The sequence below is a fragment of the Agromyces sp. NPDC056965 genome (assembly GCF_042673425.1).
Lineage (GTDB): Bacteria > Actinomycetota > Actinomycetes > Actinomycetales > Microbacteriaceae > Agromyces.
On sequence record NZ_JBHURI010000062.1, the window covers coordinates 1 to 26,094 of the forward strand.

Sequence of the window (26,094 nt, forward strand, 5' to 3'; positions counted from 1 at the left end):
GCCCCGGGCGCGATGCGCACGGGGCCGTTCAGTCAGCCGGCTGAGATCAGCGGGCGAAGTTGCCGCGGTAGTACTCGTATACCCAGCCGACGAGGGCGATCACGCCGATGCCGACTGCGATGAACGAGATCCAGAAGCCGACTGCGAGACCGAGGAACATGAGCGCTGCCGCGCCGGCGAGCACGATCGGCCACCAGCTCCACGGGCTGAAGAATCCGAGCTCTGCGTCGCCGTCGTCGATGTTCGCGTCGAGGCGGTCCTCGGGCAGTTCAGCGCCCTGCGCCTTGTGCACACGGCCGAGGTAGAACGCGATGAACGCGCTCAGCACCGCCGTCAGCGTGATCGCGACGGATCCGGCCCACTCGGGGTGGTTGAGGCCATGCGACACGTTGTCGGCCCAGCTCCACCCGACGTAGACACCCGCGACGATCAGCAGGAAGACCGTCAGGATCCAGAAGAGGTTGACGTTCGCGCGCATTACTTGATCTCCTCCGAAGCAGCGTCGTACGTGGGCGACTGCGGTGCGTCCTTCGCCGGACCGATGCCGACCGGGATGCCCGCCTCGGGGTGGTTGAGGTCGAACGCAGGACGCTCCGAACGGATGCGCGGAATCGACGTGAAGTTGTGACGCGGCGGCGGGCAGCTGGTCGCCCACTCGAGCGAGCCTCCGTAGCCCCAGGGGTCGTTGACCGTCACCTTGGGTGCCCGACGAGCCGTGATGTACACGTTCAGGAAGAACGGGATCATCGAGACCGCCAGGATGCCGGCGCCGATCGTCGACAGCTGGTTCATCCAGGTGATGTTGTCTTCAGGCAGGTACGAGTAGTACCGGCGAGGCATCGCCACGACTCCGAGCCAGTGCTGGATGAGGAACGTCGTGTGGAAGCCGATGAAGAGCAGCCAGAAGTGCCACTTGCCGAGCGTCTCGTTCAGCATCTTGCCGGTCCACTTCGGCCACCAGAAGTAGAAGCCGGCGAACATCGCGAAGACGACGGTGCCGAACACCACGTAGTGGAAGTGCGCGACGACGAAGTACGTGTCGGACACGTGGAAGTCGAGCGGCGGCGAGGCGAGGATGACGCCGGTGAGGCCACCGAACACGAAGGTGATGAGGAAGCCGAGCGACCAGATGAGCGGGGTCTCGAAGGTGATCGAGCCGCGCCACATCGTGCCGATCCAGTTGAAGATCTTCACACCCGTCGGCACTGCGATGAGCATCGTCATGAGGGCGAAGAACGGCAGCAGGACGGAGCCGGTGACGTACATGTGGTGGGCCCAGACCGTGACCGAGAGCGCCGCGATGGCGATGGTCGCGTAGATCAGGGTCTTGTATCCGAAGATCGGCTTGCGGCTGAAGACCGGGAAGATCTCGGAGACGATGCCGAAGAACGGCAGCGCGATGATGTAGACCTCGGGGTGGCCGAAGAACCAGAAGAGGTGCTGCCACAGGATGACGCCGCCGTTGGCGGGGTCGAACACATGGGCACCGAAGATGCGGTCGGCGGCGGCGGCCAGGATCGCGGCGGCGAGCACCGGGAAGGCCATGAGCACGAGGATCGACGTCACGAGGGTGTTCCACGTGAAGATCGGCATGCGGAACATGGTCATGCCGGGTGCGCGCATCGTGATGATCGTGGTGATGAAGTTCACCGCGCCGAGGATCGTGCCGAAGCCGGAGAGGCCGAGGCCGAGCATCCAGAGGTTTCCGCCGACACCTGGCGAGAACGTCGTCGATGCGAGTGGCTGATAGGCGAACCATCCGAAGGACGCGGCACCCTGCGGGGTGAAGAAGCCGGCGACCGCGATCAGCGAACCGAAGTTGAAGAGCCAGTACGCGAAGGCGTTCAGACGCGGGAACGCCACGTCGGGAGCGCCGATCTGCAGCGGCATGAGCACGTTGGCGAACCCGGCGAACAGCGGGGTCGCGAACATGAGCAGCATGATCGTGCCGTGCATCGTGAAGAGCTGGTTGTACTGCTCACGCGTCTGGATGATCTCGAGGCCCGGCTCGAAGAGCTGCGCCCGGATGATCAGCGCCATGACGCCGCCGATGCAGAAGTAGATGAACGCGGTGATCAGGTACATGTACCCGATGACCTTGTGGTCGGTGGACGTGATCCACTTGACGAGGATGTTGCCCTTGCGTTCGACCTTGGAAGCGCCGAACGGAAGCGTGCTCGCAGAGGGGCGAGCCGGTGCGGTCGTGGTGCTCATCGCGGCTTAGTGCTCCTCTTTCAATTCGGGCGCGCCCGTGCCGGGCAGGTTCTGGTTGCGGTCGTACTCGTTCGACAGCTGGCCTTCCTGGCCCGCGTCGCGGAGCGACTCGATGTAGTCGTCGTACTCGGCCTGCGAGACGACTTCGACGTTGAAGAGCATGAGCGAGTGGTACTCGCCGCAGAGCTCGGCGCACTTGCCCGCGTACGTGCCTTCGCGCTCGGGCACGAACGACATGTAGTTGGTCTTACCCGGGTACATGTCCTTCTTGTAGAGGAAGTCCACGACCCAGAACGAGTGGATGACGTCACGCGACTCGAGTTCGATCTCGACGTTCGCACCGACGGGCAGGTACAGGGTCGGCAGCTCCTCCTGCACGAGCGAGCCCTTGGGGCCCTCTTCGGAGAGCTGGCCCTGGATGCCGGGCGAGTACACGTCTTCCTTGACGTAGTTGAAGTCCCACGCCCACTGCTTGGCGATGACCTCGACCTTGACGTCGATCTGGTCTTCGGCGAAGCGCTGCTCGATCGCCGCCTGGTCGCGTGCGGTGAAGGCGAAGAAGCCCAGCACGAGGATCAGCGGGATGATCGTGTAGAAGACCTCGATCGGCATGTTGTAGCGCAGCTGCACCGGGAGGCCGGTCTGGCCCTTGCGGCGACGGTAGGCGACGACGGCCCAGATCGTGAGACCCCAGGTGATGACACCCACGATCAGCAGCACGATCCACGAGGTGACCCAGAGGCCTGAGACACGCTCGGTGTGGTTCGTTACCGGCGCCTCACCCTCGACGAATCCGGGGAGGAATCCGTTCAACTGGGCCTGCGTGCACCCTGCGAGGACGAGACTGAGCGACGCTGCGATCGGGATTGCAGCCCATCGGAGACGGCGGTTGTTGCGCACCGGTGACCTTTCGGGAGACTCGAAGGCGCTTCACAGTGAAGCGCGGTGATCGTTGTCTAGCCTACTCCGACTCGACCCCCGGGGTGTGCACTCGGGCGCGGTGTCGGGCGCGTCGGATCGCTGATTTCCCTCCCTATCGGCGAAAACACAGAAGGGAGGTCGCTTTCGCGACCTCCCTTCGGAGCTGATCAGGGTGCGTCAGTGGAACGAGTCACCGCAGGCGCAGCTGCCTTCCGCGTTCGGGTTGTCGATCGTGAAGCCCTGCTTCTGGATCGTGTCCTCGAAGTCGATCGACGCGCCATCGAGGTACGGCACGCTCATCTTGTCGACGACGACCTCGACGCCCTCGAAGTCGACGACGGCGTCGCCGTCGAGCAGGCGCTCGTCGAAGTAGAGCTGGTAGATGAGGCCCGAGCAACCGCCGGGCTGCACGGCAACGCGCAGACGCAGGTCGTCGCGGCCCTCCTGCTCGAGGAGGTTGCGCACCTTGTCGGCGGCGGGGTCGCTCAGCTTCACGCCGTGCGCGGTCTCGGTGATCGTGTCGCTCATGTCTCTCCTCGGTGCGTCAGGGAACGCGGAACCTTCTTCCATGGTAACGGCAGGAACGGCGGTCGCACCCTGCACGCTCTCAGGAATCCTCACTCCGTGCGTCGAGACGGGCGAGGAAGAGGGCCTCGCTCAGCAACGCGCGCTGGAACACCCCGAGGTGGAGCGACTCGTTGGGGCTGTGCGCACGGGAGTCGGGATCCTCGACACCGGTCACGAGGATCTGGGCGGCGGGGAACTCCGCGACGAGTTCGGCGATGAACGGGATGGACCCGCCGACCCCGATCTCGACGGGCTCCTTGCCCCAGGCCTCCGCCATCGCCGCGTTCGACTCCGCCACGGCCCAGCCCGAGGTGTCGACGAGGAACGGGTTGCCGAGCTCCACGGCGTCGAACTCGAGCTTCGCGCCGAACGGCGCACGCGCTTCGAGGTGCGAGCGGATCGCAACGAGGGCGTCGACGTCGCGCTGGCCCGGCGCCACGCGAGCGCTCACGCGCACGGCCACGCTCGGCACGAGCGTGTTGGAGGCGTTGGCCACAGAGGGTGCGTCGATGCCCGTGACCGTGATCGCCGGCTGCGCCCAGATGCGCGAGAGGATCTCGCCGCGCCCGATCGGTGAGACGCCATCGAGCAGGCCCGTCTCCGCACGGAGCTGCGCCTCGTCGTAGGCGGGGGTCTCGAGGTCGGCCGAGGTGAGCCCCGCGACCGCGACCGAGCCGTCTTCGTCGTGGAGGGTGGCGAGCAGCTGGATCGCCGCGAGCATGGCGTCGGGCACCGCTCCCCCGAACATCCCCGAGTGCGAGGCGTGCGCGAGCGTCGACACCCGCATGCGGAAGGCCACTGCGCCGCGGAGCGCGACGGTGAGGGCCGGGGTCTCGAGGTCCCAGTTGCCGGAGTCGGCGACGACGATCGCGTCCGCCTCGAGCAGCTCGCGGTTCTCATGCAGGAAGTTGGCGAACGAGAGCGAACCCGACTCCTCCTCTCCCTCGATGAAGAGTGCGATGCCGAGGTCGAAGTCCGTGCCGAGCACCTCGGTGAGCGCGCGGATGGCTCCGATGTGCGCCATCACGCCGGCCTTGTCGTCGGCTGCGCCGCGCCCGTACAGGCGGTCGCCGCGAAGCGTCGGCTCGAACGGCGCCGACTCCCAGTCGGCATCCTCCCCGGGCGGCTGCACGTCGTGGTGGGCGTAGAGGAGGACCGTCGGTCGCCCGTTGCGCGCAGCACGGCGTGCCACGACGGCCGGCTTGCCGAGCGCGGCTTCCGTGCCCTCGCCCGCGCCGTCGCCCTCACCGATCGCGGCGCGACGAATCTCGACGAGGTCGAAGACCCCGAGCCCGCGCACGAGCTCGGCGACGGCCTCGGCGCTCGCCTCGACGTGGGCCTCGTCGAAGGCCGCCCACGACACCGAGGGGATCTTCACGAGCCGCGTGAGATCGGCGATCGTGGCTGGGAAGGCGGCTTCGACGGCGCTGCGCAGCGCGTCGCTCGTGGAGGTGGGGTCGGAAGTTCCGCTGACGGCGGGATGAGACTCGGTCATGCCGGTAATCTTAAGGGGAACCGATTCGAGGAATCCCGTGGCCAAGAACCCGAACAACACCGAAGAACCGAGCGCCGAGACGCTCCAAGAGACCCAGGCTCGCTTGAAGGCCGGCAAGGGTGCGCCCACGCCGAGCCGGGCGCAGCAAGAGGCGGCTCGCAAGCGTCCGCTCGTGCCGAACGACCGCAAAGAGGCGGCCAAGCAGGCCCGCGCCAAGGCGGCGGAGTCGCGCGAGCGCGCCCGTGTCGGCATGGCCGTCGGCGACGAGCGCTACCTGCCGGCTCGAGACCGCGGCCCGCAGAAGAAGTACGTGCGCGACTACGTCGACGCGCGATTCAGCATCGGCGAGGTCCTGATCCCCGTGATGTTCGCCGTGATCCTGCTGACGTTCGTGCCGAGCCCCGAGGTGCAGTCCATCGGCATCCTCTCGCTCTGGGCGTTCTTCCTCGTCGCGGTCATCGACTCCGTCGTGCTCGGTTTCATCGTCACGAAGAAGCTCGCGGCGAAGTTCGGCGCCGACAAGGTCGAGCGCGTGCGCTGGTACGCCGCGATGCGCGCACTGCAGCTGCGCCCGCTGCGCCTGCCGAAGCCGCAGGTCAAGCGCTGGAACTACCCCGAGTGATCCCGGATGCCTCGGGGCGGCGGATCGCTCGCCCCGAGGCGCCCGAGCACGTGTCCCGGTGAACACGCGCCGCGTCAGTTGCGGCTGAACGCCCCTGCACGAACGAGCGGCACGCGCGTCTCCTCGTCGCTCAGCGATCCATGCTGGCCGATCATGGCCTCCGCCTGGCGGTTCGGCTCCCTGCGGTCGTAGTAGGCGATTCCCGCGCGCGCCGCGATGATGATGTCGCCGATGCGATCGCGCACGTCGCCCGCGACCTCGCCGTAGAGTCCCGCCTCGATGGCCTCGTCGCGGCTCAGCACCCACGAGCGATGTCCCTCGGCGGCGCGCCATCCTTCGACGAGGGCGCTGCGAGCGGATGCCTCGAGCCCGGGCTCGAAGTACAGCGCCACGCACCGCGGCTCTCCCCCGACATGACGCACCCCGACGAGCAGCTCGGGCCGGTCGTCGATGAAGACGTGTCGGTGCATCGGCACGTCGACCACGCCGTGGTCGGCGGTGACGAGCAGGCCCGCGCCACGCGGCATCCGTCGTTCGAAGGCCGCGAGTTCGGCGTCGAGCGTCTCGAGCTGGCCGAGCCACTTGTCGGACTCCCAGCCGTGCGCGTGCGCGGCCTGGTCGAGTTCGGGCACGTAGAGGTAGACGACCGCGGGCTCACCGGTCGCGAGGATGCGATCGGCTTCGGCGAAGCGGTCGGCGACGGATGCCCCGGGGCGGTACTCCGCACCGCGGAGCACGGCGCGCGTGAAGCCCGAGTCGGAATACCTGGCTGCGCCGATGGCATAGCCGGCGACACCGGCCTCGCGCATCGTCTCGAAGAGCGTCGGCAGCCGCTGCCACGTCTCGGGTCGCATGCCGGCGTCCCAACCGCTCAGTTGGTTCACGACCCGGTCGCCCGCGGCGTCGAGCACGCGGTAGCCCACGAGGCCGTGGTCTCCAGGGGGCCGGCCGGTCGCAAACGTCGCGATCGCGGCCGCGGTGGTCGACGGGAACACGGTGCGGAGCACGTCGCGCTTCGCCATGCGCGAGGCGAGGAACCTCGCGTGCCCGGCTCGCGCCTGGAGGTTCGAGGCGCCGAGCCCGTCGACGAGCACGACGACGACGGCCGATGCCCGGGGAAGGCCCAGTTCGTTCGGGAGGCCAAGGACGGCCGACATCGAACTGCCGAGGACCCCGGCAAGGCGCGGGGCGGTGTCGGCCGGCACCGGTAGCATTGCAGACATCGCGCCCAGTCTGGCACAGGCCGGGCGCGCCCCTGTTCCCTGCGTGCATGGCACGCCCGCCCCAGAGACGACGGATGACCCGAGCAAAGAACCAGCCCGCCGAAGACCCGATCGTCGAGCGCATCGAAGACGTCGACGTCGCCAACGAGATGCAGGGCTCGTTCCTCGAGTACGCGTACTCCGTCATCTACTCGCGAGCGCTGCCCGACGCCCGCGACGGCCTCAAGCCCGTGCAACGACGCATCCTCTACCAGATGACCGAGATGGGGCTGCGGCCCGATCGCGGGCACGTGAAGTCGGCGCGCGTCGTCGGCGAGGTCATGGGAAAGCTCCACCCGCACGGTGACACGGCGATCTACGACACCCTCGTGCGCATGGCCCAGGCCTTCACACTGCGCGTGCCGCTCATCGACGGCCACGGCAACTTCGGCTCGCTCGACGACGGCCCCGCCGCATCGCGCTACACCGAGGCCCGCCTCGCCTCCCCCGCGCTCGCGATGACCGAGGGGCTCGACGAGAACGTCGTCGACTTCGTGCCGAACTACGACAACCAGCTCACCCAGCCCGAGGTGCTGCCCGCGGCCTACCCGAACCTGCTCGTCAACGGCGCGAGCGGCATCGCCGTGGGCATGGCGACCAACATGGCGCCGCACAACCTCATCGAGGTCGTGGGCGCCGCGCGGCACCTCATCGCGCACCCGAACGCCACGCTCGACGAGCTCATGGAGTACGTGCCCGGACCCGACCTGCCCACCGGCGGCACGATCGTCGGCCTCTCGGGCATCAAGGACGCCTACGCCACCGGCCGCGGCAGCTTCAAGACGCGCGCCAAGGTGAGCGTCGAGTCGATCACGGCCCGCAAGACCGGCCTCGTCGTCACGGAGCTGCCCTATCTCGTCGGCCCCGAGAAGGTCATCGAGAAGATCAAGGACGGCGTCAACGCCAAGAAGATCAACGGCATCTCCGACGTCACCGACCTCACCGACCGCACGAACGGGCTGCGGCTCGTCATCGGCATCAAGACGGGGTTCAGCCCCGACGCCGTGCTCGAACAGCTCTACCGGCTGACGCCGCTCGAGGACTCGTTCAACATCAACAACGTCGCACTGGTCGACGGCGGTCCGCAGACCCTCGGCCTGCGGGAGCTGCTCCAGGTCTACGTGGCGCACCGCATCTCGGTCGTCACCCGTCGCTCCGAGTACCGCCTGGCTCGCCGGCGCGAGCGCCTGCACCTCGTCGACGGCCTGCTCATCGCGATCCTCGACATCGACGAGGTCATCCAGCTCATCCGCGGCAGCGATGACACCGCCGCCGCCCGTGCCCGACTCATCGAGGTGTTCGACCTCAGCCAGGTGCAGGCCGACTACATCCTCGAGCTGCAGCTGCGACGACTCACGAAGTTCTCGCGCATCGAGCTCGAGGCCGAGCGCGACAAGCTCCGCGCCGAGATCGCCGAGCTCGAGGCACTGCTCTCGAGCCGGCACCGCATCGAGGCGCTCGTCTCCGACGAGCTCGCCGAGATCGCCGAGCGGTTCGGCACTCCGCGGCGTACCCTGCTCACCGATGCCCGGCCGAGCATCGCCGGTGCCGCGGCGAAGCGCGCCGCTGCGATCCTCGAGGTCGCCGACGTGCCCTGCCGCGTGTTCCTCTCGGCCACCGGTCGCATCGCACGCGTCGACCTGCCCGTCGGCGACGAGGGCGCACCCGCCATCACGGTGCCCGCCCGTCGCAGCAAGCACGACGCCATCCGCTCGACGCTCGACACGACGAGCCGGGCCGAGATCGGCGCCGTGACGAGCCTCGGCCGGCTCATCCGCTTCACGCCCGTCGACCTGCCGATGCTGCCGCCGACCTCGGTGCAGCTCGGCGCAGGCGTCAAGATCGGCGACTACCTCGCACTGCCGAACCGCGACGAGAAGGTGCTCGCGATCGTCTCCCTCGACGCCGATCGATCGATCGCGCTCGGAACGAAGCAGGGTGTCGTGAAGCGCGTGTCGACCGGCGCCTACCCGAACAAGCCCGAGTTCGAGGTGATCGGCCTGAAGGCCGGCGACGAGGTCGTCGGCGCAGTGCAGGGCGACGAGAGCGACGAACTCGTCTTCGTCGCGAGCGATGCGCAGCTGCTGCGGTTCCCGGCCGCGACGGTGCGGCCGCAGGGCTGCCCCGCCGGCGGTATGGCCGGCATCAACCTCGGCAGCGGCGCACACGTCGTGCACTTCACGAGCATCGCCGCGGGCGACGTGCCCGAGACGGTCGTGGTCACGATCGCGGCGACGACCGACACGCTGCTCGGCACCGACCCCGGCAGCGCCAAGGTCAGCGACTTCGCGGAGTTCCCGGCCAAGGGCCGCGCGACCGGCGGCGTGCGTGCGCAGCGCTTCCTGAAGGGCGAAGACGCACTGCACCTCGCCTGGGTCGGCCGCTCCCCCGCCCTCGCCGTCGGGCCTGACGGCACGGCTCGCACCCTGCCCGACAGCGGCGCCAAGCGCGACGCCTCCGGCCAGGCGCTCGAGGCGGTCGTCGGCGCGATCGGCACGCGCATCGGCTGACGCCCGTCGCCCGGGGTTGACGCGGGCGCGCCGGAGGGGCATATTCGGCCGTGCCCGTCGAAGAGCGCCCGCACTCGTTCGCGCGCCGGCTCGCGGGCGAACGGGAGGGCCATCCATGGTGCACGCCACCTTGCGCGACATCGCCGGAACCGTGCTGGAGCCCGGCGACGACGGCTACGACGAAGCCCGCACGGTCTGGAACGGCATGATCGACCGGCGACCGCGATACATCGCGCGCTGCGCAGATGCCGACGACGTCGCAGCCGCCATCCGGTTCGCCACCGGGCACGACCTCGAGATCGGCGTGCGCTGCGGCGGGCACGGCATCGTCGGTCACGCCGTCCCCGACGACGGCCTCATGATCGATCTCCGCCCCATGGGCGACGTGCAGGTCGACGCGGCCGAGCGGCGTGCGCGGGTGCAGGGCGGCGCGCTCCTCGGCGCCCTCGATCGAGCATCCCAGCAGCACGGCCTCGCGACGACGGCGGGCAACGTCTCGCACACGGGCGTCGGCGGGCTCACCCTCGGCGGCGGCATGGGGTGGCTTGCGAGGCGACACGGGCTCGCCTGCGACAACGTGATCGCGTTCGAGCTCGTCACGGCGGACGGTGAGCGGCTGCGGGTCGACCGAGACTCCCACGGCGAACTCGACTGGGCGCTGCGCGGCGGCGGCGGCAACTTCGGCGTCGTCACCGCCTTCGAGTTCGCGCTGCATCCCGAGCCCGGTGATGCGATCTCCGTCGAGTTCCACTCCTCGATCGAGAACGATGCGACCGCGACCGCAGCCGCGATGCGCGTCTGGCGCGACCTCGCTGCCGATGCACCGAGGGAGGCCACCTTCACCGCCACGATCTCAGGAGACACTGTCGCGCTCGGGTTCGTGTGGGTCGGCGATCCCGTCGTCGCTCGTCCGCGGGTCGACGAACTCGAGCGACGTCTCGCCGAGGTGGCGGCGCCCGCCCGTTCCTCGATCGATGCGCTCAGCTACCTGCAGCTGCAGACCCGTGAAGATGACATCGAGGGCCACGAATGGCGTCGGTACTGGAAGGGACACTACTTCCGGGAGCTCGGGAACGACCTGATCGATGCGCTGCTCGCTCGCGATGGCGAGATGTCGCCCGACGTGAGCCTGCAGGCGTACGGCGGCGCCATCGCCGACGTGCCCGGCGATGCCACCGCCTTCTCGAGGAGGGACACGGCGTTCGAGTTCGTCGCCGCATCGCGCTGGCGCTCGCCCGACGACGACGCGCCGAGGATGGCGGCCGCGCGACGCTACGCGAACACGATGGACGAGTTCTCCAGCGGGGCGTACGTCAACGTGCTCGGCGATGACGGCGAAGCAGGGATCCGCCGCGCCTACTCCGCAGACCAGCTGGCGCGACTGACCGCGGTCAAGGACGTGTACGACCCCGGCAACGTCTTCCACCTGAACCAGAACATCCGGCCGAGCGCCGGCTGAGCGTCAGGCGTCGATGCGGTCGCGTTCGAGCGAGTCCGAGCTCTCGATGATGAACTCCTTGCGCGGCGCGACATCCGTGCCCATGAGCAGTTCGAACACCCGCCCGGCGTTCTCGGCGTCCCCGATGCCCACGCGACGCAGCGTGCGGTGCCGACGATCCATCGTGGTCGTCGCGAGCTGATCGGCGTCCATCTCGCCGAGTCCCTTGTACCGCTGGATCGGGTCTTGGTACCGCTTCTTCTGCCGGTCGAGCGTCGCGAGCACGCCCTTGAGCTCGGCCTCGGAGTACGTGTAGATCGTCTCGTTCGGCTTCGAACCCGGGTTCATCACGACGACGCGGTGCAGCGGCGGCACGGCCGCGAACACCCGGCCGTTCTCGATCATGGGTCGCATGTAGCGGAAGAAGAGCGTGAGCAGCAGCGTGCGGATGTGCGCACCGTCGACGTCGGCATCGGCCATCAGGATGACCTTGCCGTAGCGGGCGGCCTCGAGATCGAAGCTCCGGCCCGACCCGGCACCGATCACCTGGATGATCGAGGCGCACTCGGCGTTCGCCAGCATGTCGGCGACGCTCGCCTTCTGCACGTTCAGGATCTTGCCGCGGATCGGCAGCAGCGCCTGGTGCTCGCTGTCGCGAGCGAGCTTGGCGGTGCCGAGTGCCGAGTCGCCCTCGACGATGAACAGCTCGCTGTGCGAGACGTCGTTCGATCGGCAGTCGACGAGCTTCGCGGGAAGCGACGAGCTCTCGAGCGCGTTCTTGCGGCGCTGCGTCTCTTTGTGCGCGCGCGCGGAGATGCGCGACTTCATCTCGGCGACGACCTTGTCGAGCAGCAGGGCCGCCTGGTTCTTGTCGTCTCGCTTCGTGGAGGCGAAGCGCGTGCCGAGCTCCTTCGTCAGCACGCTCGAGACGATGGACCGCGCGGCGGGGGTGCCGAGCACCTCCTTCGTCTGGCCCTCGAACTGCGGCTCGGGCAGGCGCACCGTCACGACGGCCGTGAGGCCGGCGAGCACATCGTCCTTCTCGAGCTTGTCGTTGCCGGCCTTCAGCCGTCGAGCGTTCTGCTCGACCTGCTGGCGCAGGAACTTCAGGAGGCCCTGGTCGAAGCCCGCCTGGTGCGTGCCGCCCTTGGGCGTCGCGATGATGTTGACGAACGAGCGGATGACCGTGTCGTAGCCGGTGCCCCACCGCAGTGCGATGTCGACGACGCACTCGCGCTTCAGCTCGGTCGGCACCATCGCGCCGCCCTCGGTGAGCACGGGCACGGTCTCGGTGAAGTGACCGGAACCGGTCAGGCGCCAGACGTCGGTGAGCGGTGCATCGGTCGCCAGGTGCTCGACGAACTCGGAGATGCCGCCGTCGAACTGGAACGAGGTGGTGTGCGGGGCCTCTCCGCGCTCGTCGGTGACGTCGATCGCGAGCCCCGGAACGAGGAACGCGGTCTGCCGCGCGCGACCGAGGAGCTCCTCGGTCTGGAACTCGGCGCCCTTCGTGAAGATCTGCCGGTCGGCCCAGTAGCGGATGCGCGTGCCGGTGACGCCCTTCGCGACCTTGCCGACGACCCGGAGCTCGCTGCGCTGCTCGAACGGCGTGAAGGGCGCATCGGGCGACGGCGCACCGGAGTCGGCGAAGTTGCCGGGCTCGCCCCGGTGGAACGACATGGCCCAGGTCTTGCCGTCGCGGTCGACCTCGACATCGAGTCGCTCGGAGAGCGCGTTGACGACGGACGCGCCGACGCCGTGCAGTCCACCGGAGGCGGCGTAGGAGCCGGAGCCGAACTTGCCACCCGCGTGCAGCTTCGTGAACACGACCTCGACGCCGGACAGCCCCGTCTTGGGCTCGATGTCGACGGGGATGCCGCGTGCGCGGTCGCGCACCTCGACGCTGCCATCGGGGTGCAGGGTCACGCCGATCTCGTTGCCGTGACCCGCGAGCGACTCGTCGACCGAGTTGTCGATGATCTCCCAGAGGCAGTGCATGAGGCCGCGGGAGTCGGTCGAACCGATGTACATGCCGGGTCGCTTGCGCACGGCCTCGAGGCCCTCGAGCACGGAGAGATGGCGGGCGGAATAGTCGGAGCTCACGTCGAACAAGCCTACTGAGCTGCACCGACACATCCACTCAGCCACTACGCGCTGAGCGAAATGCCCGGCCCAACGGAAGGAACCGGCCCGCACTCGTGTTTTCATTGATGAACGGAACACCACGCATGAGCGACGAAGGAGGAGCCATGACCCAGTACACCGAGACCACCGGTGCGGTCGATGAACTCGAGACCCCTTACGAGCTCACCGCGCTCGATCGATGCGATGCCTGCGGCGCGCAGGCGTACATCCGCGTCGTCGTCGCGAGCGGCGAACTGCTGTTCTGCGCCCACCACGGTCGCAAGCACCAGGAGAAGCTCTCGCAGATCGCGCACAGCTGGCACGACGAGTCGAGCAAGCTGCTCGCGGATCGCAGCTGACCGACCGACTCCACGAACGCCCCGGCTCGTCCGGGGCGTTCGTCGTTTCAGGACTCGGCCGGTCTCAGGACTCGGCCGGTCTCAGGACTCGGCCGGTCTCAGGACTCGGAGATCGAGACGCCCGCCGCTGCCAGCTGCGCGGCACGTGCGGCGGACGCATAGGCGTCGACGGCCTGCGCGCGCTCGCCTGCGACGTACTCGAGCCCGGCGCGCGACGCCATCGTCTCGAGCAGGCGATCGGCGAACACCGGGTTCTTGGCGAGCACCGGGCCATGCAGATGCGTGCCGTAGACGTCGCCCATGACCGCGCCCTCCTGGCCGGAGTCACGGCCGTTGCCGTGGCCTGCACGGAGACGACCGAGCGGCGAGGCCTCGGCACCGACGTAGTCGCGGGCGTGGTTCTCGAAGCCCACGAGCATGCCGAAGCGCGGGCTCTTCGCGACGACGTCGCCGGTCACGCGGTTCGCGCGCGGCACCGAACGGCCGGGCAGGATGCCGAGGCCCTCGACGGTCCGCCCACTGGCGAGTTCGATGCCCCAGCTGAGGAGCTCCCAGCCGGTGCCGATGGAGAGGATCGGAACCCCCTCGGTGCCCCAGCGGCGGAACTCGTCGTGCATCGTGAGCAGCAGCTCGCGACTCTCGTCGAGTGACGAGTCGCTGCCCGAGCCGAGCACGATCGCGTCGACCCGCGGCGGCAGCTGCGCGGCCGACTCGACGTCGACGACCTCTGCGTCGAGGCCGGCCCAGCGCGCGCGCGTTGCGAGCACCCCCGCGTTCTCGGCGTCGCCGTTCGTGTTCTGGAGTCGGGGAAGCAACGAGACGATCGAGAGGGTCATTCTGCTCCAGCGAGTCCGAGGTGGGCGCGAGTGCGTCGCATGGCGTCGGCGGTGAAGACGATCGTCTTGACTCCGGACTCGGGGGCCGGCATCGCCAGGAAGTCGTCGACTGCGGTGCCGAGATCGGGCTCGACGCGGTCGATCTCCACGCCGTCGTAGGCGAGCATGAGCGCAGCCTCGGCCGACTTCGAGCCCGTCACGATCGAGACCCGCCCGAGCGAACCGGCATCCGTCGGCCAGAAATAGGAGGGGTCGCGCACGTCGGAACCGATCGCGAACAGGATCTGCTCGGTGCCCGGCGCGATGCTGTCGACGTTGAGCTGGTAGCTCGCGGGGTTCTGAACGAGCACGAACTCGACGTCGTGACCGCGGACGGTGGTGCGCTCGCCCCGGCCGAACACGGCGGGGATGGCGCTCAGCGCGTCGGCGGCTGTCGAGCTCGAGAAGCGCTCGCCGAGCACCGCCTTGGCCGTGGCGTATGCCGCTGCCGCATCGACGGCGTAGTGCACGCCGCGTGCCGGCAGGCCGATCGAGACGGATGCCCCGGCGTCGTCGAGCACCGCAGCGGCGCCGTCGACCGTCTCGACGAGCACCTCGGTGCCGCTCGAGAGCCGGGTGCTGCTCGTCTCGGTGTAGCCGAGTCCCCGCGGCGAGGCCGCCAGCACGGCATCGGTGACACCGAAGCGATGCACGGCCACCCCGGGCCGCACCCGTTCGGCCAGGCGCTCGAGGTACGCGTCGTCGGCGTTCACGACGATCGACTCGCCCGCACGCGCGGCGATGCGCGCGAGCATGGAGGCGACCATCTCGGAGTCGTGGAACCGGTCGATCTGGTCGACCATGACGTTCGTGAGGCACACGACTCGCGCGTCGACGCCCTGCATGACGAGGGCGCCGTGGCCCTCGTCCATCTCGAGCACCGCGACCTCGCCGGGCACGCGGCCGCGCCAATCGGCCTGCTCGAGTAGAGCCGAGGTGAGGCCCTGGCTGATGTTCGCCGTCGACGGGTTCGTGAAGACGTCGACGCCGTGGGCGCGGAGGATCGCGACGAGCATCTTGGTCGTGGTCGACTTGCCGCTCGATCCCGAGACGACGACGAGCCCCTGCGGGAAGCCCGAGAGCGTGCGCTTCAGGTACTTCGGGGCGATGCGGTTGACGACCAGGCCGGGAACAGCCGATCCGCCGCCGGGCTTGCGCAGCCGGGCGGCGAATCGGGTGAGCCTGCCGACGAGGATCGCCGGCGCGTAGCGCACCGGCGGCCTACTCGAGGTAGTCGCGGAGCGACTGCGAACGCGAGGGGTGACGCAGCTTCGCCATCGTCTTCGACTCGATCTGGCGGATGCGCTCGCGCGTGACCCCGAAGGTGTCGCCGATCTGGTCGAGGGTCTTCGGCATGCCGTCGCCGAGGCCGAAGCGCATGCGGATGACGCCGGCCTCGCGCTCGCTCAGCGAGTCGAGGAGCGACTCGAGCTGCTTCTGCAGCATCGTGAAGCCCACCGCGTCGGCCGGGACGACCGCCTCGGTGTCCTCGATCAGGTCGCCGAACTCGCTGTCGCCGTCCTCACCGAGCGGCGTGTGCAGCGAGATGGGCTCGCGACCGTACTTCTGCACCTCGATGACCTTCTCGGGGGTCATGTCGAGTTCGCGGCTGAGCTCTTCGGGCGTGGGCTCGCGACCCAGGTCCTGCAGCATCTGGCGCTGCACGCGGGCGAGCTTGTTGATGACCTCGACCATGTGCACGGGGATGCGGATGGTGCGCGCCTGGTCGGCCATCGCGCGGGTGATCGCCTGGCGGATCCACCACGTCGCGTAAGTCGAGAACTTGAAGCCCTTGGTGTAGTCGAACTTCTCGACCGCACGGATGAGGCCGAGGTTGCCCTCCTGGATGAGGTCGAGGAACTGCATGCCGCGACCCGTGTAGCGCTTGGCGAGCGAGACCACGAGGCGGAGGTTCGCGCCGAGCAGGTGGCTCTTCGCGCGCTGTCCGTCCTTCGCGACCCACTGCAGCTCGCGGCCGAGCTGCGAGCGCTTCTCGGCGTCGGTCATGTGCGAGAGCTTCTCTTCGGCGAACAGGCCCGCCTCGATGCGCATCGCGAGCTCGACCTCTTCGGCCGCGTTCAGGAGCGCGACCTTTCCGATCTGCTTCAGGTAGTCCTTGACGGGGTCGGCCGTCGCGCCGGTGATGGCGCTCGAGTAGACCGGGACCTCGTCTTCGTCGTCGACCGCGCGCAGCACGAGCGCGCCAGTGGGGTGCGGCTCGACCGCGACGGCCTTCGTGTCGTCGTCGTCGGCGTCGGCTGCCGAGTCCTCGGCGCCTTCGGCGACCTCGAGGTCGACGACCTCTTCACCCTCGTCTTCGTCGTCCTTGGCCTTCGCCTTGGCCCGGGGCTTGGTCGCGGCCTTCGCGGTCGTTGCGCGCGGCGTCTTCGCCGCGGGGGTGGCCGCAGCCTTCGCGGGCGTCTTCGCGGCGGTCGACTTCGCGGCGGTCGCGCGCTTCGCAGCGGGCTTCTCCGCCTCGCTCGCAGCCTTCGTCGTTGCCATTCGTTGAACCTCTCCTACCGTCGTGCGCTCGTGCCCTCACGGACTCGGCTCATGCACTCGGTCCGGTCGTTTTCGGACACTATGAGGACCCATGTCAAGTCCGCTGCATCGGCATGGTCTTTCACCACGCCAGCGGGCCAGAACGGGTCCTGCCTCCATTATACAGACCCGTGCACCGCAAACCGCCTGAACGGGCCCGACTCGCCCTCCTGTTGCTACAACATCGAGGCGGCGGCGGGCATTCCCCCGTCGGTCAGCGTCCGCGCGGCGTGTCGTCGTCGTTCGCGCGGCGGAAGGCGAGGAACTTCTCGAGCTCGGCGGCGATCTCGTCGGCCGACGGCAGCTCGCCGTCTTCGTCGGTGAGCGGCGACCGGAGCGTGGTCCCTTCCATGTAGGAGTCGTGACGCTGCTCGAGCGTGCCGACGAGCTTCGCGAGCTCGGCGTTCTCGGAGACCTGTTCGTCGATGCGCGCGATGAAGTCCCGCCCCTGCTCGCGCAGCGCATCGGTCGGGAAGATGCGCCCGGTCGCGGCGCTGATCGCCTCGAGCGCAGTGATCGCGGCGGAGGGGTACTCGGCGTCGGAGAGGTAGTGCGGAATGAGCAGCACGAACCCCGTGGTCGGGTGGTCGAGCTCCTGGAGCCGGAACTCGACGAGGTGCAGCACGTTGGCGGGCACCTGCGTCGTCGGCCGCCAGATCGACATGGCCTCGATGAGTTCGGAGCGGTTGCCGCTCACGGTCACGCCGACGGGCCGCGTGTGCGGCACCGGCATGGGGATCGAGTTGATCCAGGTGGTGGACGAGACCTCGAACCGCTCGATCAGGTCGAGCACGGCCGAGCTGAATCGCTGCCACTGGTAGTCGGGCTCGAACCCGGTGAGGAGCAGGAACTGCTGGCCGAGCTCGTCGACCGCGAGGTCGAGGCTCAGTCGTGGCGGCGTGTACTCGGTGAGGTGGTCGCCCTCGAAGAGGATGATCGGCCGCCGGGCTCGGTAGTCGAGCAGCTCGTCGGCCTCGAAGGATGCCACGACCGTGCTGTCGAGGGTGGAGAGCAGGTACTCGGTGGTCTGCGCGACGGCCCCGCCCGCATCGGCGTAGCCGGTGAGCCCCGCAACCAGCGGAAGCCCGGCGGGAACGATCACGTCGGGGTTCAACTCGTACAGGGAGCGGGGGTCTCGCATGCTTCCAGCCTACTGAGACCGGTTGCGCCCGCCTCCGGATCACCGGTCGTCCACGTGATGCCGAGAGCGAACACGTACGATCGGTCGCATGGCTGTTCCCTCCCTCTCCGTGACCGACTCCCCCGCTGCGACCTCCGATGCCGATGTCGTGCTGCTCGCCGTTCGAAAGGGCGCCGACGGCCCCGAGCTCCTGGCCGAGGCGGGCTTCGAATGGGTCGCTGGCGCGCTCGAGACGCTCGGCGTCGGCGGCACGGCCGAAGAGCTCATCCGCATCCCGGGTGCAGCGGGCGGCCCCCGCATCGTCGCCGTGGTGGGCGTCGGCGAGCGAGCGGATGCCGCGAGCCTCCGCCTGGCCGCCGGCAGCGCGCTCCGCCAGCTGAAGGGCGAGTTCACGGTGGCGATCGCCGTGCCGACCGCCGACGCCGAGGCCGCCGCCGCGCTGCTCGAGGGCGCCGGGCTCGGCGCGTACGGGTACGACGGCCTCCGTTCGGAGACGAGGCCGCGACCGACGAGCATCGTGCTCCACTCCGTGTTCGACGACGCCGTGATCGGCCTCGACCGGGTCCGTGCAGTGGTCGCCGCCGTCGCGACGACGAAGGACCTCGTCAACATGCCGCCCGCCGACCTGTTCCCCGCGCGACTCGCGGAGATCGCCGTCGAGACGGCTGCGGCCGTGGGCATCGGGTCGAAGGTCTGGGACGAGGAGGCGCTCGCGGCCGACGGCTTCGGCGGCATCCTCGCAGTCGGTCAGGGCTCGAGTCGCGGTCCGCGGCTCGTGCGCCTCGACTACACGCCGGCCGGGGCATCCCTTCACCTCGCCCTCGTCGGCAAGGGCATCACGTACGACTCGGGCGGCATCTCGCTGAAGCCGATGATGTCGCTCGTCGGCATGAAGACCGACATGGCGGGTGCCGCGACGGTGCTCTCGGCCATGGTGGCCCTCGCCGAGCTCGAGGTGCCGATCCGGGTCACCGGCTGGCTCTGCATCGCCGAGAACCTGCCCTCCTCCACCGCAGTCCGCCCGAACGACGTGCTGCGGATCCGCGGCGGCAAGACCGTCGAGGTCATCAACACCGATGCGGAGGGCCGGCTCGTGCTCGCCGACGGCCTGGTCGCCGCGAGCGAGGAGCAGCCCGACGCGATCGTCGACGTCGCGACCCTGACGGGTGCCCAGATGGTCGCCCTCGGCCACCGCATCGCAGGCCTCATGGGTGAGGAGGAGCTCGTCGGCCGGGTGCGCGCGGCGGCGGACCAGGTCGACGAGTCGACGTGGCCGATGCCGCTCCCCCGCGACCTCATGCCGTACCTGAAGTCGGACGTCGCCGACCTCGCGAACACCAAGCTCGGCATGACGGTGCCCGGCATGCTGCTCGCAGGCGTCTTCCTGCAGGAGTTCGTCGGGCTCCGCACGGGCACCGAGACGCGCATCCCATGGGCGCACCTCGACATCGCAGGGCCGTCCCACAACACCGCAGCGGGCCATGGCTTCACCGGTTCGGGCGCCACCGGCATCGCCGTTCGCACGCTCGTCCGCCTGGGCGAGCAGCTCTCCGCAGGGTAGTAAGGTCGTATGGGCGAGATCCTCGCCCATACACCCTGTCCCGGCAACGAACCGGGAGCAGTCCGTGTCGCAGATCTGGTGCGCAAGGGAGAGAGCGTTTGTCCGAGCAGAACTTTGACATTGTCGTCCTGGGCGGAGGCAGCGCCGGTTACGCCGCTGCGATCCGTGCCGTCGAACTCGGCATGACCGCCGTGGTGATCGAGAAGGACAAGCTCGGCGGCACGTGTCTCCACCGCGGTTGCATCCCCACGAAGGCCCTGCTGCACTCGGCAGAGGTCGCCGAGGTGGCCCGCGAATCTGCGAAGTACGGTGTCAAGACCTCGTTCGAGGGCGTCGACATCGCCGGCGTCTCGGCCTACCGCGAGGGCATCGTCGCGAGCAAGTGGAAGGGCCTGCAGGGCCTGCTGAAGGCACGCGGCATCCCCGTGGTCGCCGGTGAGGGCCGCCTCGTCGGCGCCAATGCCGTGGCCGTCGGCGACGACCGCTACGTCGGCAAGAACGTCGTGCTCGCCACGGGCTCCTACTCGCGATCGCTGCCGGGCCTCGAGATCGGCGGCCGCGTCATCACGAGCGAGCAGGCGCTCGAGCTCGACTTCATCCCGAAGAAGGTCGCCGTGCTCGGCGGCGGCGTCATCGGCGTCGAGTTCGCGAGCGTCTGGAACTCCTTCGGCGCCGACGTCACCATCATCGAAGCGCTGCCCCACCTCGTGCCCAACGAGGAGGAGACCATCTCGAAGCAGCTCGAGCGCGCATTCCGCAAGCGCGGCATCGAGTACTCGCTCGGCGTGCGCTTCCAGAGCGTGACCCAGAACGACGACGGCGTCGTCGTCACGCTCGAGAACGGCACCACCTACGAGGCCGAGCTGCTGCTCGTCGCCGTCGGCCGCGGCCCGGTCACGCAGAACCTCGGGTACGAAGAGGCCGGCATCACGATCGACCGCGGCTTCGTCATCACGAACGACCGCCTCGAGACGAGCGTCCCGGGCGTCTACGCCGCCGGTGACATCGTCCCCGGGCTCCAGCTCGCGCACCGCAGCTACCAGCAGGGCATCTTCATCGCCGAGGAGATCGCGGGCCTCGCCCCGATCGTCGTCGAAGACGTGAACATCCCGAAGATCACGTACTGCGAGCCCGAGGTCGCCTCCGTCGGCTACACCGAGGCGAAGGCCGCCGAGAAGTTCGGCGCCGACCAGGTGTCGTCGTTCGAGTACAACCTCGCCGGCAACGGCAAGAGCTCGATCCTCGGCACGTCGGGCTCGATCAAGGTCGTCCGCGTGAACGAGGGACCGATCGTCGGCGTGCACATGATCGGCGGCCGCGTCGGCGAGCTCATCGCCGAGGCGCAGCTCGCTGTGAACTGGGAGGCCTACCCCGAAGACATCGCCCCGTTCATCCACGCCCACCCGACCCAGGGCGAGGCGTTCGGCGAGGCCGTGCTGAAGCTGGCCGGCAAGCCGCTCCACGCCATCTGAACCCGTCGTACCCATCCACGACTGCAATAAGCTAGAAAGCGTTCCCACGCTGTGAAGGAGACAAGCGCATGAGCGAATCCGTCAGCCTCCCGGCACTCGGAGAGAGTGTCACTGAGGGCACGGTCACCCGCTGGCTGAAGAATGTCGGCGACCGTGTCGAGGTCGACGAGCCGCTGCTCGAGGTCTCGACCGACAAGGTCGACACCGAGATCCCGTCGCCAGTCGCGGGTGTCATCGAGGCGATCCTCGTCCAGGAGGACGAGACCGTCGAGGTCGGCACTGCGCTCGTGACGATCGGCGACGGATCGGGTGCAGCCGCTGCTCCGGCCGCCCCCGAGGCTGCAGCGCCCGTCACCGAGGCTGCTCCGGCAGCTCCTGCCGAGCCGGCCGCACCTGCGGCACCGGTCGCCGAGCCGGTCGCTCAGGCACCGGCAGCACCGGCTGCTCCCCCGGCACCCGCCGCGGAGCCCGTTGCACCGGCAGCTCCGGTTGCAGAACCCGTGGCACAGGCACCGGCAGCACCCGTTGCTCCCGCGGCGCCGGTCGCAGAGCCCGTCGCACAGGCACCGGCAGCTCCCGCTGCTCCTGCAGCGCCGGTCGCAGAGCCCGTCGCACAGGCACCGGCAGCTCCCGCTGCTCCCGCAGCACCCGTGGCCGAGCCGGCCGCACCGGCAGCTCCGGCGGCGCCGACCGGCGGCTCGCACGCCGGCCCCGCAGGCTACGTCACCCCGATCGTCCGCAAGCTCGCGAACGAGCAGGGCGTCGACCTCGCCAGTGTCACCGGCACGGGCGTCGGCGGTCGCATCCGCAAGCAGGACGTCATCTCGGCGAACGTCGCGCCCGCGGCAGCCGCCGAGGCCGCTCCGGCCCGTCAGGAGCTCGAGATCTCGCCGCTGCGCGGCACGACCGTGCCGATGACGCGCCTGCGCAAGGTCGTGGCCGAGCGCGCCGTGGTCTCGATGACCTCGACCGCGCAGCTGACGACCGTCGTCGAGGTCGACGTGACGCGTGTTGCGCGCCTGCGCGACAAGGTCAAGGGCGACTTCCTCGCCAAGACCGGCAACAAGCTCTCGTTCCTGCCGTTCTTCGCGATGGCAGCGGCTGAGGCACTCCGCGCGTACCCGATCATCAACTCCACCGTCGACGGCGACAGCATCGTCTACCCGGCGCAGGAGAACATGAGCATCGCGGTCGACACCGAGCGCGGCCTGCTCACGCCGGTGATCCGCGACTCGGCCGAGCTCGACATCGCCGGCCTCGCCGCGCAGATCGCCGACCTCGCCGAGCGCACCCGCAACAACCAGCTGAAGCCCGATGAGCTGTCGGGGGGCACCTTCACCCTGACGAACACCGGCTCGCGCGGTGCGCTCTTCGACACGCCGGTCGTGTTCCTGCCGCAGTCGGCGATCCTCGGCACCGGCACCGTCGTGAAGCGTCCCGTGGTCGTCTCGACCGACGGCGCCGACGCGATCGCCGTGCGGTCGATGGTCTACCTGGCGCTCTCGTACGACCACCGCATCATCGACGGCGCCGACGCCGCCCGCTTCCTCACCGCGGTCAAGCAGCGGCTCGAAGAGGGTGCGTTCGAGGCGGACCTCGGCATCTAGCCGAAGAGCTCTCGAAGTCGCCAACCGGCCTCGCCCCTCATCACGAGGAGCGAGGCCGGTTCTCGTTCGACGGCTGCGTAGGGAACGGTGACGAGCACTGCCGAACCCATCTCGGCAGCGACGGTGATTCGCGACGGGTCGAGGGCCGATGGCGGGTCTCCCCCGTCGCGCGCGACGCCCATCGCCGCGACCTCAGCGGCCTCTGCGGCTGACCCCGGCTGCACGATCTCCTCCAGGCAGGCCAGATCGAGCTGATCGAAGCACTCGGCGCGCCGCGAGAGCAGGGCTTGCACGGCGGCCACCACATCGTCACCGGACGTCGCGTCGTCTGCGGTGACGACCCCGTCATCGGCCGGCACCGCCGATTCCGATGGTTCGGCGGCCACCGCCCGGTCGACCCGTGCGGGTGCTTCACGTCCGTCGCCCGAGGACACGTCATCGCCCAGCCCCGGCGGCACCAGCGTGAGCAGCACCACGAGTGCTCCGCCGCCCATCAGGGACCCGACGATGAGTGCTGGTCTCCGTCGACGCAGCATCGTGCGCACCCGGCTCACGGCGCCGACCGGCGGATTCCGAGCGATGGACGACCCGGCCCCGTTCACGCCGCGACGCCCGTCTGCCACGAATCCGGGCCACTGCGCGAGATCGAGCACGGTGCGGATCGCGCTTCGCGCGGGAGCATCTGATGCGTCGTCGGCATCGGCGGCGTGCTCCTCATGCAGCTGAGCGGCGATCGGCGCGGTCACCCGCGACGGAAGGCCTGCCCGCGGCGCTGCGACCTCGATGCCGCGGATCGGTGCGGGATGCGCAGCCGCGAAGAGCGCCCGTTCGAGCTCCGCCTCGCACGGCATGAACGGCCGGGTCGTCAGTCGTGATCGCATCAGTTCGATGACTGCGGCGAACGCTTCCGGCCGCTCCGTCGAAGCGGTCACCTCGAGGATCAGGTCGGCGAGGGCGGCATGGCCCGCTCGAAGGAGCGGCGTGCGCTCGTGCGGCGGCACCGGGAGCCGCTCGAGCCCGCCGAGACCGGTGAGCCGAGGGCGCCCCCGACCGTCGAGCAGGACGTCTGCCGGTGAGAGCCGCGTGTGCACGAATCCTCGCTGTGCGAGTTCACCGACCGCGACGGCGATCGGTGCGAGCATCGTGACCGCTTCGCCCGGAGCGATCCGACGCTCGGCGATGACCCGAGCGATCGATGCCCCGGCAAGACGCTCGACTGCGAGTGCGCAGCGCCCGTCGTCGAGCGTCGCGACATCATAGAGCGCAGGCAGCGAGCCCGAGGCATCCGTCGACATCGCCTCGATCTCGAGGGCGATCGCGGCCCCGCTCGCGGCGGCGTCGTAGACCCGCACGACCACGAGCGGCGCCGGATCGTCGGCCGTGCCGTCGACCGCCGCGAGGAACACGTCGGCCCGCTCACCCGACGCGATGCGTCGCAGCAACCGGTAGCCGGCGATGGTCGAATCCCCGGCGGGCCGGGGATCGTGCATCGACGCGCCGTCGTCAGGGCCGGCGTCGGAGCCGTCGATGGAGCCACGACGGGGGCCTCGCCTCGAGGATCGAACCATGCCGTCGAGCTTGCCCGTCGCCGCCCATCGCGGCCGCGCCGGTCGGCGGTCTGCGGATTGGAGCCCGTCGACGACCGTTGTCGAGGAGGAGTGACCTAAGCTGAATCCCATGCTCGACATCGTCGTCACGGGGCTAAGCGCCAACTCCGTGCCGTACATCGAGGGTCTCGACCTTCAGCGCGCCGTCCATCGCGCGGTTGTCGGGGGCGAACGCCCCGACACCGTACTCCTTCTGGAGCACCCCTCCGTCTACACCGCCGGCAAGCGCACTGCGCCCGACGAACGGCCGACCGACGGAACCCCCGTCATCGACGTCGATCGCGGCGGCAAGATCACCTGGCACGGCCCCGGCCAACTGGTCGGGTATCCGATCCTGCGCCTGCCGGAACCCATCGACGTCGTCGGGTACGTCCGTCGGCTCGAGGGCATCCTCATCGACGTGCTCGCCGACATCGGCCTCGAGTCGCGTCGCGTCGACGGCAGGTCCGGCGTCTGGGTCGGCCCACCCGGCCGCGAGAACAAGATCGCGGCCATCGGCATCAGGGTCGAGAGCGGCGTCACCATGCACGGCTTCGCCCTCAATGCGAGCAACGAGCTCGACGCGTACGAACGGATCGTCGCCTGCGGCATCCGCGATGCCGGAGTGACGACGATCAGCCGCGAACTGGGTCGCACCGTGACCCCGGCCGATCTCGTCGAACCGATCTCCGCGCGGTTCCGCGCCGAGGCGGCGATCGCCGCGTGAGCACCGCACCCGAGGGGCGCAGGATGCTGCGCCTCGAAGTCCGCAACGCCCAGACACCGATCGAACGCAAGCCCGAGTGGATCAAGACGCGCGCGAAGATGGGGCCCGAGTACCGGGCGCTGCAGTCGCTCGTGAAGAGCGAAGACCTGCACACCGTGTGCCAGGAGGCCGGCTGCCCGAACATCTACGAGTGCTGGGAGGATCGCGAGGCGACCTTCCTCATCGGCGGATCGCAGTGCACGAGGCGTTGCGACTTCTGTCAGATCGACACCGGCAAGCCGGCCGACTTCGACGCCGACGAACCGCGCCGCGTGGGTGAATCGGTGGTGCGCATGCAGCTCCGCTATTCCACCGTCACGGGCGTCGCCCGCGACGACCTGCCCGACGGCGGCGCCTGGCTCTACGCCGAGACGATCCGCGAGATCCATCGGCAGTCGCCCGGCACCGGGGTGGAGATCCTCGTGCCCGACTTCAACGGCGTGCCCGAACTGCTCGGCGAGGTGTTCTCCGCACGCCCCGAGGTGTTCGCCCACAACGTCGAGACCGTGCCTCGCATCTTCAAGCGCATCCGACCGGCGTTCCGCTACGAACGCTCGCTCGATGTGATCACGCAGGGCCGCGACGCCGGCCTCATCACGAAGTCGAATCTCATCCTCGGTATGGGCGAAGAGCGGGCGGAGGTCTCGCAGGCCCTGCAGGACCTGCACGACGCCGGCACCGACATCATCACGGTGACCCAGTACCTGCGGCCGAGTCCGCGGCACCTGCCGGTCGCTCGCTGGGTGCGCCCCGAGGAGTTCATCGAGATCAAGGAGGAGGCCGAGGCGATCGGATTCCTCGGCGTCCTCGCCGGTCCCCTCGTCCGCTCCTCCTACCGGGCGGGCCGCCTCTGGGCGCAATCGATGCACGCGAAGGGGCGAGAGCTCCCCGCAGAGCTCTCGCATCTCGCCGACGCGTCGCTCGGCTTCGCGCAGGCGGTCGGCTAGCGGCATCCGTCGTCTCGGACCGCGTGCAGATCGCGGGCCGAGACCGCCCACCCCGCCCGGATCCGTGTGTACAATGCACCCACCAA

21 protein-coding genes are annotated in these 26,094 nt (G+C 69.3%); 9 read left to right on the top strand and 12 right to left on the bottom strand.

The window, feature by feature from the left end:
• Positions 1 to 46: 46 nt before the first annotated feature.
• The 5 genes from ACFTQE_RS14920 to ACFTQE_RS14940 form a co-directional block, all read right to left on the bottom strand.
• Positions 47 to 478: a cytochrome c oxidase subunit 4 gene (locus tag ACFTQE_RS14920; protein WP_375832854.1), complete on the bottom strand. Its 432-nt coding sequence runs from the start codon at positions 476 to 478 to the stop codon at positions 47 to 49.
• Positions 478 to 2,214, bottom strand: coding sequence for a cytochrome c oxidase subunit I (gene ctaD, locus ACFTQE_RS14925; RefSeq protein ID WP_376925812.1), 1,737 nt, complete (start codon positions 2,212 to 2,214; stop codon positions 478 to 480). Before ctaD ends, ACFTQE_RS14920 begins: the two co-directional genes overlap by 1 nt.
• Positions 2,215 to 2,220: 6 nt before the next feature.
• Positions 2,221 to 3,114 (bottom strand): cytochrome c oxidase subunit II, encoded by an 894-nt coding sequence (coxB, locus tag ACFTQE_RS14930; protein WP_115958034.1) that lies wholly within the window; start codon positions 3,112 to 3,114, stop codon positions 2,221 to 2,223.
• Positions 3,115 to 3,312: 198 nt separating this feature from the next.
• Complete coding sequence (erpA, locus tag ACFTQE_RS14935) at positions 3,313 to 3,663, bottom strand: iron-sulfur cluster insertion protein ErpA (protein WP_376925813.1); 351 nt, start codon at positions 3,661 to 3,663, stop codon at positions 3,313 to 3,315.
• 79 nt (positions 3,664 to 3,742) lie between these two features.
• Positions 3,743 to 5,197, bottom strand: a complete 1,455-nt coding sequence (locus ACFTQE_RS14940) for a dipeptidase (RefSeq protein WP_376925814.1) — start codon at positions 5,195 to 5,197, stop codon at positions 3,743 to 3,745.
• 37 nt (positions 5,198 to 5,234) lie between these two features.
• Here ACFTQE_RS14940 and ACFTQE_RS14945 point away from each other — a divergent pair, with 37 nt between their 5' ends.
• The gene (locus ACFTQE_RS14945) at positions 5,235 to 5,819 is read left to right on the top strand and encodes a DUF3043 domain-containing protein (protein WP_376925815.1); all 585 of its coding nucleotides are present in this window, start codon (positions 5,235 to 5,237) and stop codon (positions 5,817 to 5,819) included.
• A 74-nt stretch (positions 5,820 to 5,893) separates the two neighbouring features.
• Here ACFTQE_RS14945 and ACFTQE_RS14950 read toward each other — a convergent pair whose 3' ends face one another.
• Positions 5,894 to 6,976 (bottom strand): alkaline phosphatase family protein, encoded by a 1,083-nt coding sequence (locus ACFTQE_RS14950; RefSeq protein ID WP_376925816.1) that lies wholly within the window; start codon positions 6,974 to 6,976, stop codon positions 5,894 to 5,896.
• A 140-nt stretch (positions 6,977 to 7,116) separates the two neighbouring features.
• Here ACFTQE_RS14950 and ACFTQE_RS14955 point away from each other — a divergent pair, with 140 nt between their 5' ends.
• Positions 7,117 to 9,591: a DNA topoisomerase (ATP-hydrolyzing) subunit A gene (locus ACFTQE_RS14955; protein ID WP_376925817.1), complete on the top strand. Its 2,475-nt coding sequence runs from the start codon at positions 7,117 to 7,119 to the stop codon at positions 9,589 to 9,591.
• Positions 9,592 to 9,706: 115 nt separating this feature from the next.
• Entirely contained in the window at positions 9,707 to 11,050 is a 1,344-nt protein-coding gene (locus tag ACFTQE_RS14960; protein ID WP_376925818.1) for an FAD-binding oxidoreductase, read from the top strand.
• A gap of 3 nt (positions 11,051 to 11,053) precedes the next feature.
• On the opposite strand, the gene ACFTQE_RS14965 is transcribed toward ACFTQE_RS14960, so the two are convergent.
• Positions 11,054 to 13,132 (bottom strand): type IIA DNA topoisomerase subunit B, encoded by a 2,079-nt coding sequence (locus ACFTQE_RS14965; protein ID WP_376925819.1) that lies wholly within the window; start codon positions 13,130 to 13,132, stop codon positions 11,054 to 11,056.
• A 146-nt stretch (positions 13,133 to 13,278) separates the two neighbouring features.
• On the opposite strand from ACFTQE_RS14965, the gene ACFTQE_RS14970 reads away from it, so the two are divergent.
• Positions 13,279 to 13,512 carry a hypothetical protein gene (locus tag ACFTQE_RS14970; RefSeq protein ID WP_056008697.1) on the top strand — a complete coding sequence of 78 codons (234 nt, stop codon included), beginning with the start codon at positions 13,279 to 13,281 and terminating at the stop codon, positions 13,510 to 13,512.
• A 98-nt stretch (positions 13,513 to 13,610) separates the two neighbouring features.
• On the opposite strand, the gene ACFTQE_RS14975 is transcribed toward ACFTQE_RS14970, so the two are convergent.
• From ACFTQE_RS14975 to ACFTQE_RS14990, 4 genes are all read right to left on the bottom strand, one after another.
• Positions 13,611 to 14,348: a type 1 glutamine amidotransferase gene (locus ACFTQE_RS14975; RefSeq protein WP_376925820.1), complete on the bottom strand. Its 738-nt coding sequence runs from the start codon at positions 14,346 to 14,348 to the stop codon at positions 13,611 to 13,613.
• Positions 14,345 to 15,601: a Mur ligase family protein gene (locus tag ACFTQE_RS14980; RefSeq protein ID WP_376925821.1), complete on the bottom strand. Its 1,257-nt coding sequence runs from the start codon at positions 15,599 to 15,601 to the stop codon at positions 14,345 to 14,347. Before ACFTQE_RS14980 ends, ACFTQE_RS14975 begins: the two co-directional genes overlap by 4 nt.
• Positions 15,602 to 15,608: 7 nt before the next feature.
• On the bottom strand, positions 15,609 to 16,889 hold the full coding sequence (locus ACFTQE_RS14985) for an RNA polymerase sigma factor (RefSeq protein ID WP_376925822.1): 1,281 nt from the start codon (positions 16,887 to 16,889) through the stop codon (positions 15,609 to 15,611).
• Between the two features lie 253 nt (positions 16,890 to 17,142).
• Positions 17,143 to 18,069: a proteasome assembly chaperone family protein gene (locus ACFTQE_RS14990; RefSeq protein WP_376925823.1), complete on the bottom strand. Its 927-nt coding sequence runs from the start codon at positions 18,067 to 18,069 to the stop codon at positions 17,143 to 17,145.
• An 88-nt stretch (positions 18,070 to 18,157) separates the two neighbouring features.
• Between ACFTQE_RS14990 and ACFTQE_RS14995 the strand changes: the two genes are divergently transcribed.
• The 3 genes from ACFTQE_RS14995 to ACFTQE_RS15005 all read left to right on the top strand — a co-directional run bounded on the left by ACFTQE_RS14995 (position 18,158) and on the right by ACFTQE_RS15005 (position 22,709).
• Entirely contained in the window at positions 18,158 to 19,630 is a 1,473-nt protein-coding gene (locus ACFTQE_RS14995) for a leucyl aminopeptidase (protein ID WP_376925824.1), read from the top strand.
• A gap of 98 nt (positions 19,631 to 19,728) precedes the next feature.
• Positions 19,729 to 21,102, top strand: coding sequence for a dihydrolipoyl dehydrogenase (gene lpdA / locus ACFTQE_RS15000; protein WP_376925825.1), 1,374 nt, complete (start codon positions 19,729 to 19,731; stop codon positions 21,100 to 21,102).
• Between the two features lie 68 nt (positions 21,103 to 21,170).
• The gene (locus tag ACFTQE_RS15005; protein ID WP_376925826.1) at positions 21,171 to 22,709 is read left to right on the top strand and encodes a 2-oxo acid dehydrogenase subunit E2; all 1,539 of its coding nucleotides are present in this window, start codon (positions 21,171 to 21,173) and stop codon (positions 22,707 to 22,709) included.
• Here ACFTQE_RS15005 and ACFTQE_RS15010 read toward each other — a convergent pair.
• Entirely contained in the window at positions 22,706 to 24,199 is a 1,494-nt protein-coding gene (locus ACFTQE_RS15010; protein WP_376925827.1) for a hypothetical protein, read from the bottom strand. The genes ACFTQE_RS15005 and ACFTQE_RS15010 overlap by 4 nt on opposite strands.
• A 187-nt stretch (positions 24,200 to 24,386) precedes the next feature.
• On the opposite strand from ACFTQE_RS15010, the gene lipB reads away from it, so the two are divergent.
• Positions 24,387 to 25,022 (top strand): lipoyl(octanoyl) transferase LipB, encoded by a 636-nt coding sequence (lipB, locus tag ACFTQE_RS15015; protein WP_375832823.1) that lies wholly within the window; start codon positions 24,387 to 24,389, stop codon positions 25,020 to 25,022.
• Entirely contained in the window at positions 25,019 to 26,008 is a 990-nt protein-coding gene (gene lipA / locus ACFTQE_RS15020; protein ID WP_375832821.1) for a lipoyl synthase, read from the top strand. The genes lipB and lipA overlap by 4 nt, the downstream gene beginning before the upstream one ends.
• The last annotated feature ends 86 nt before the right edge of the window (positions 26,009 to 26,094 follow it).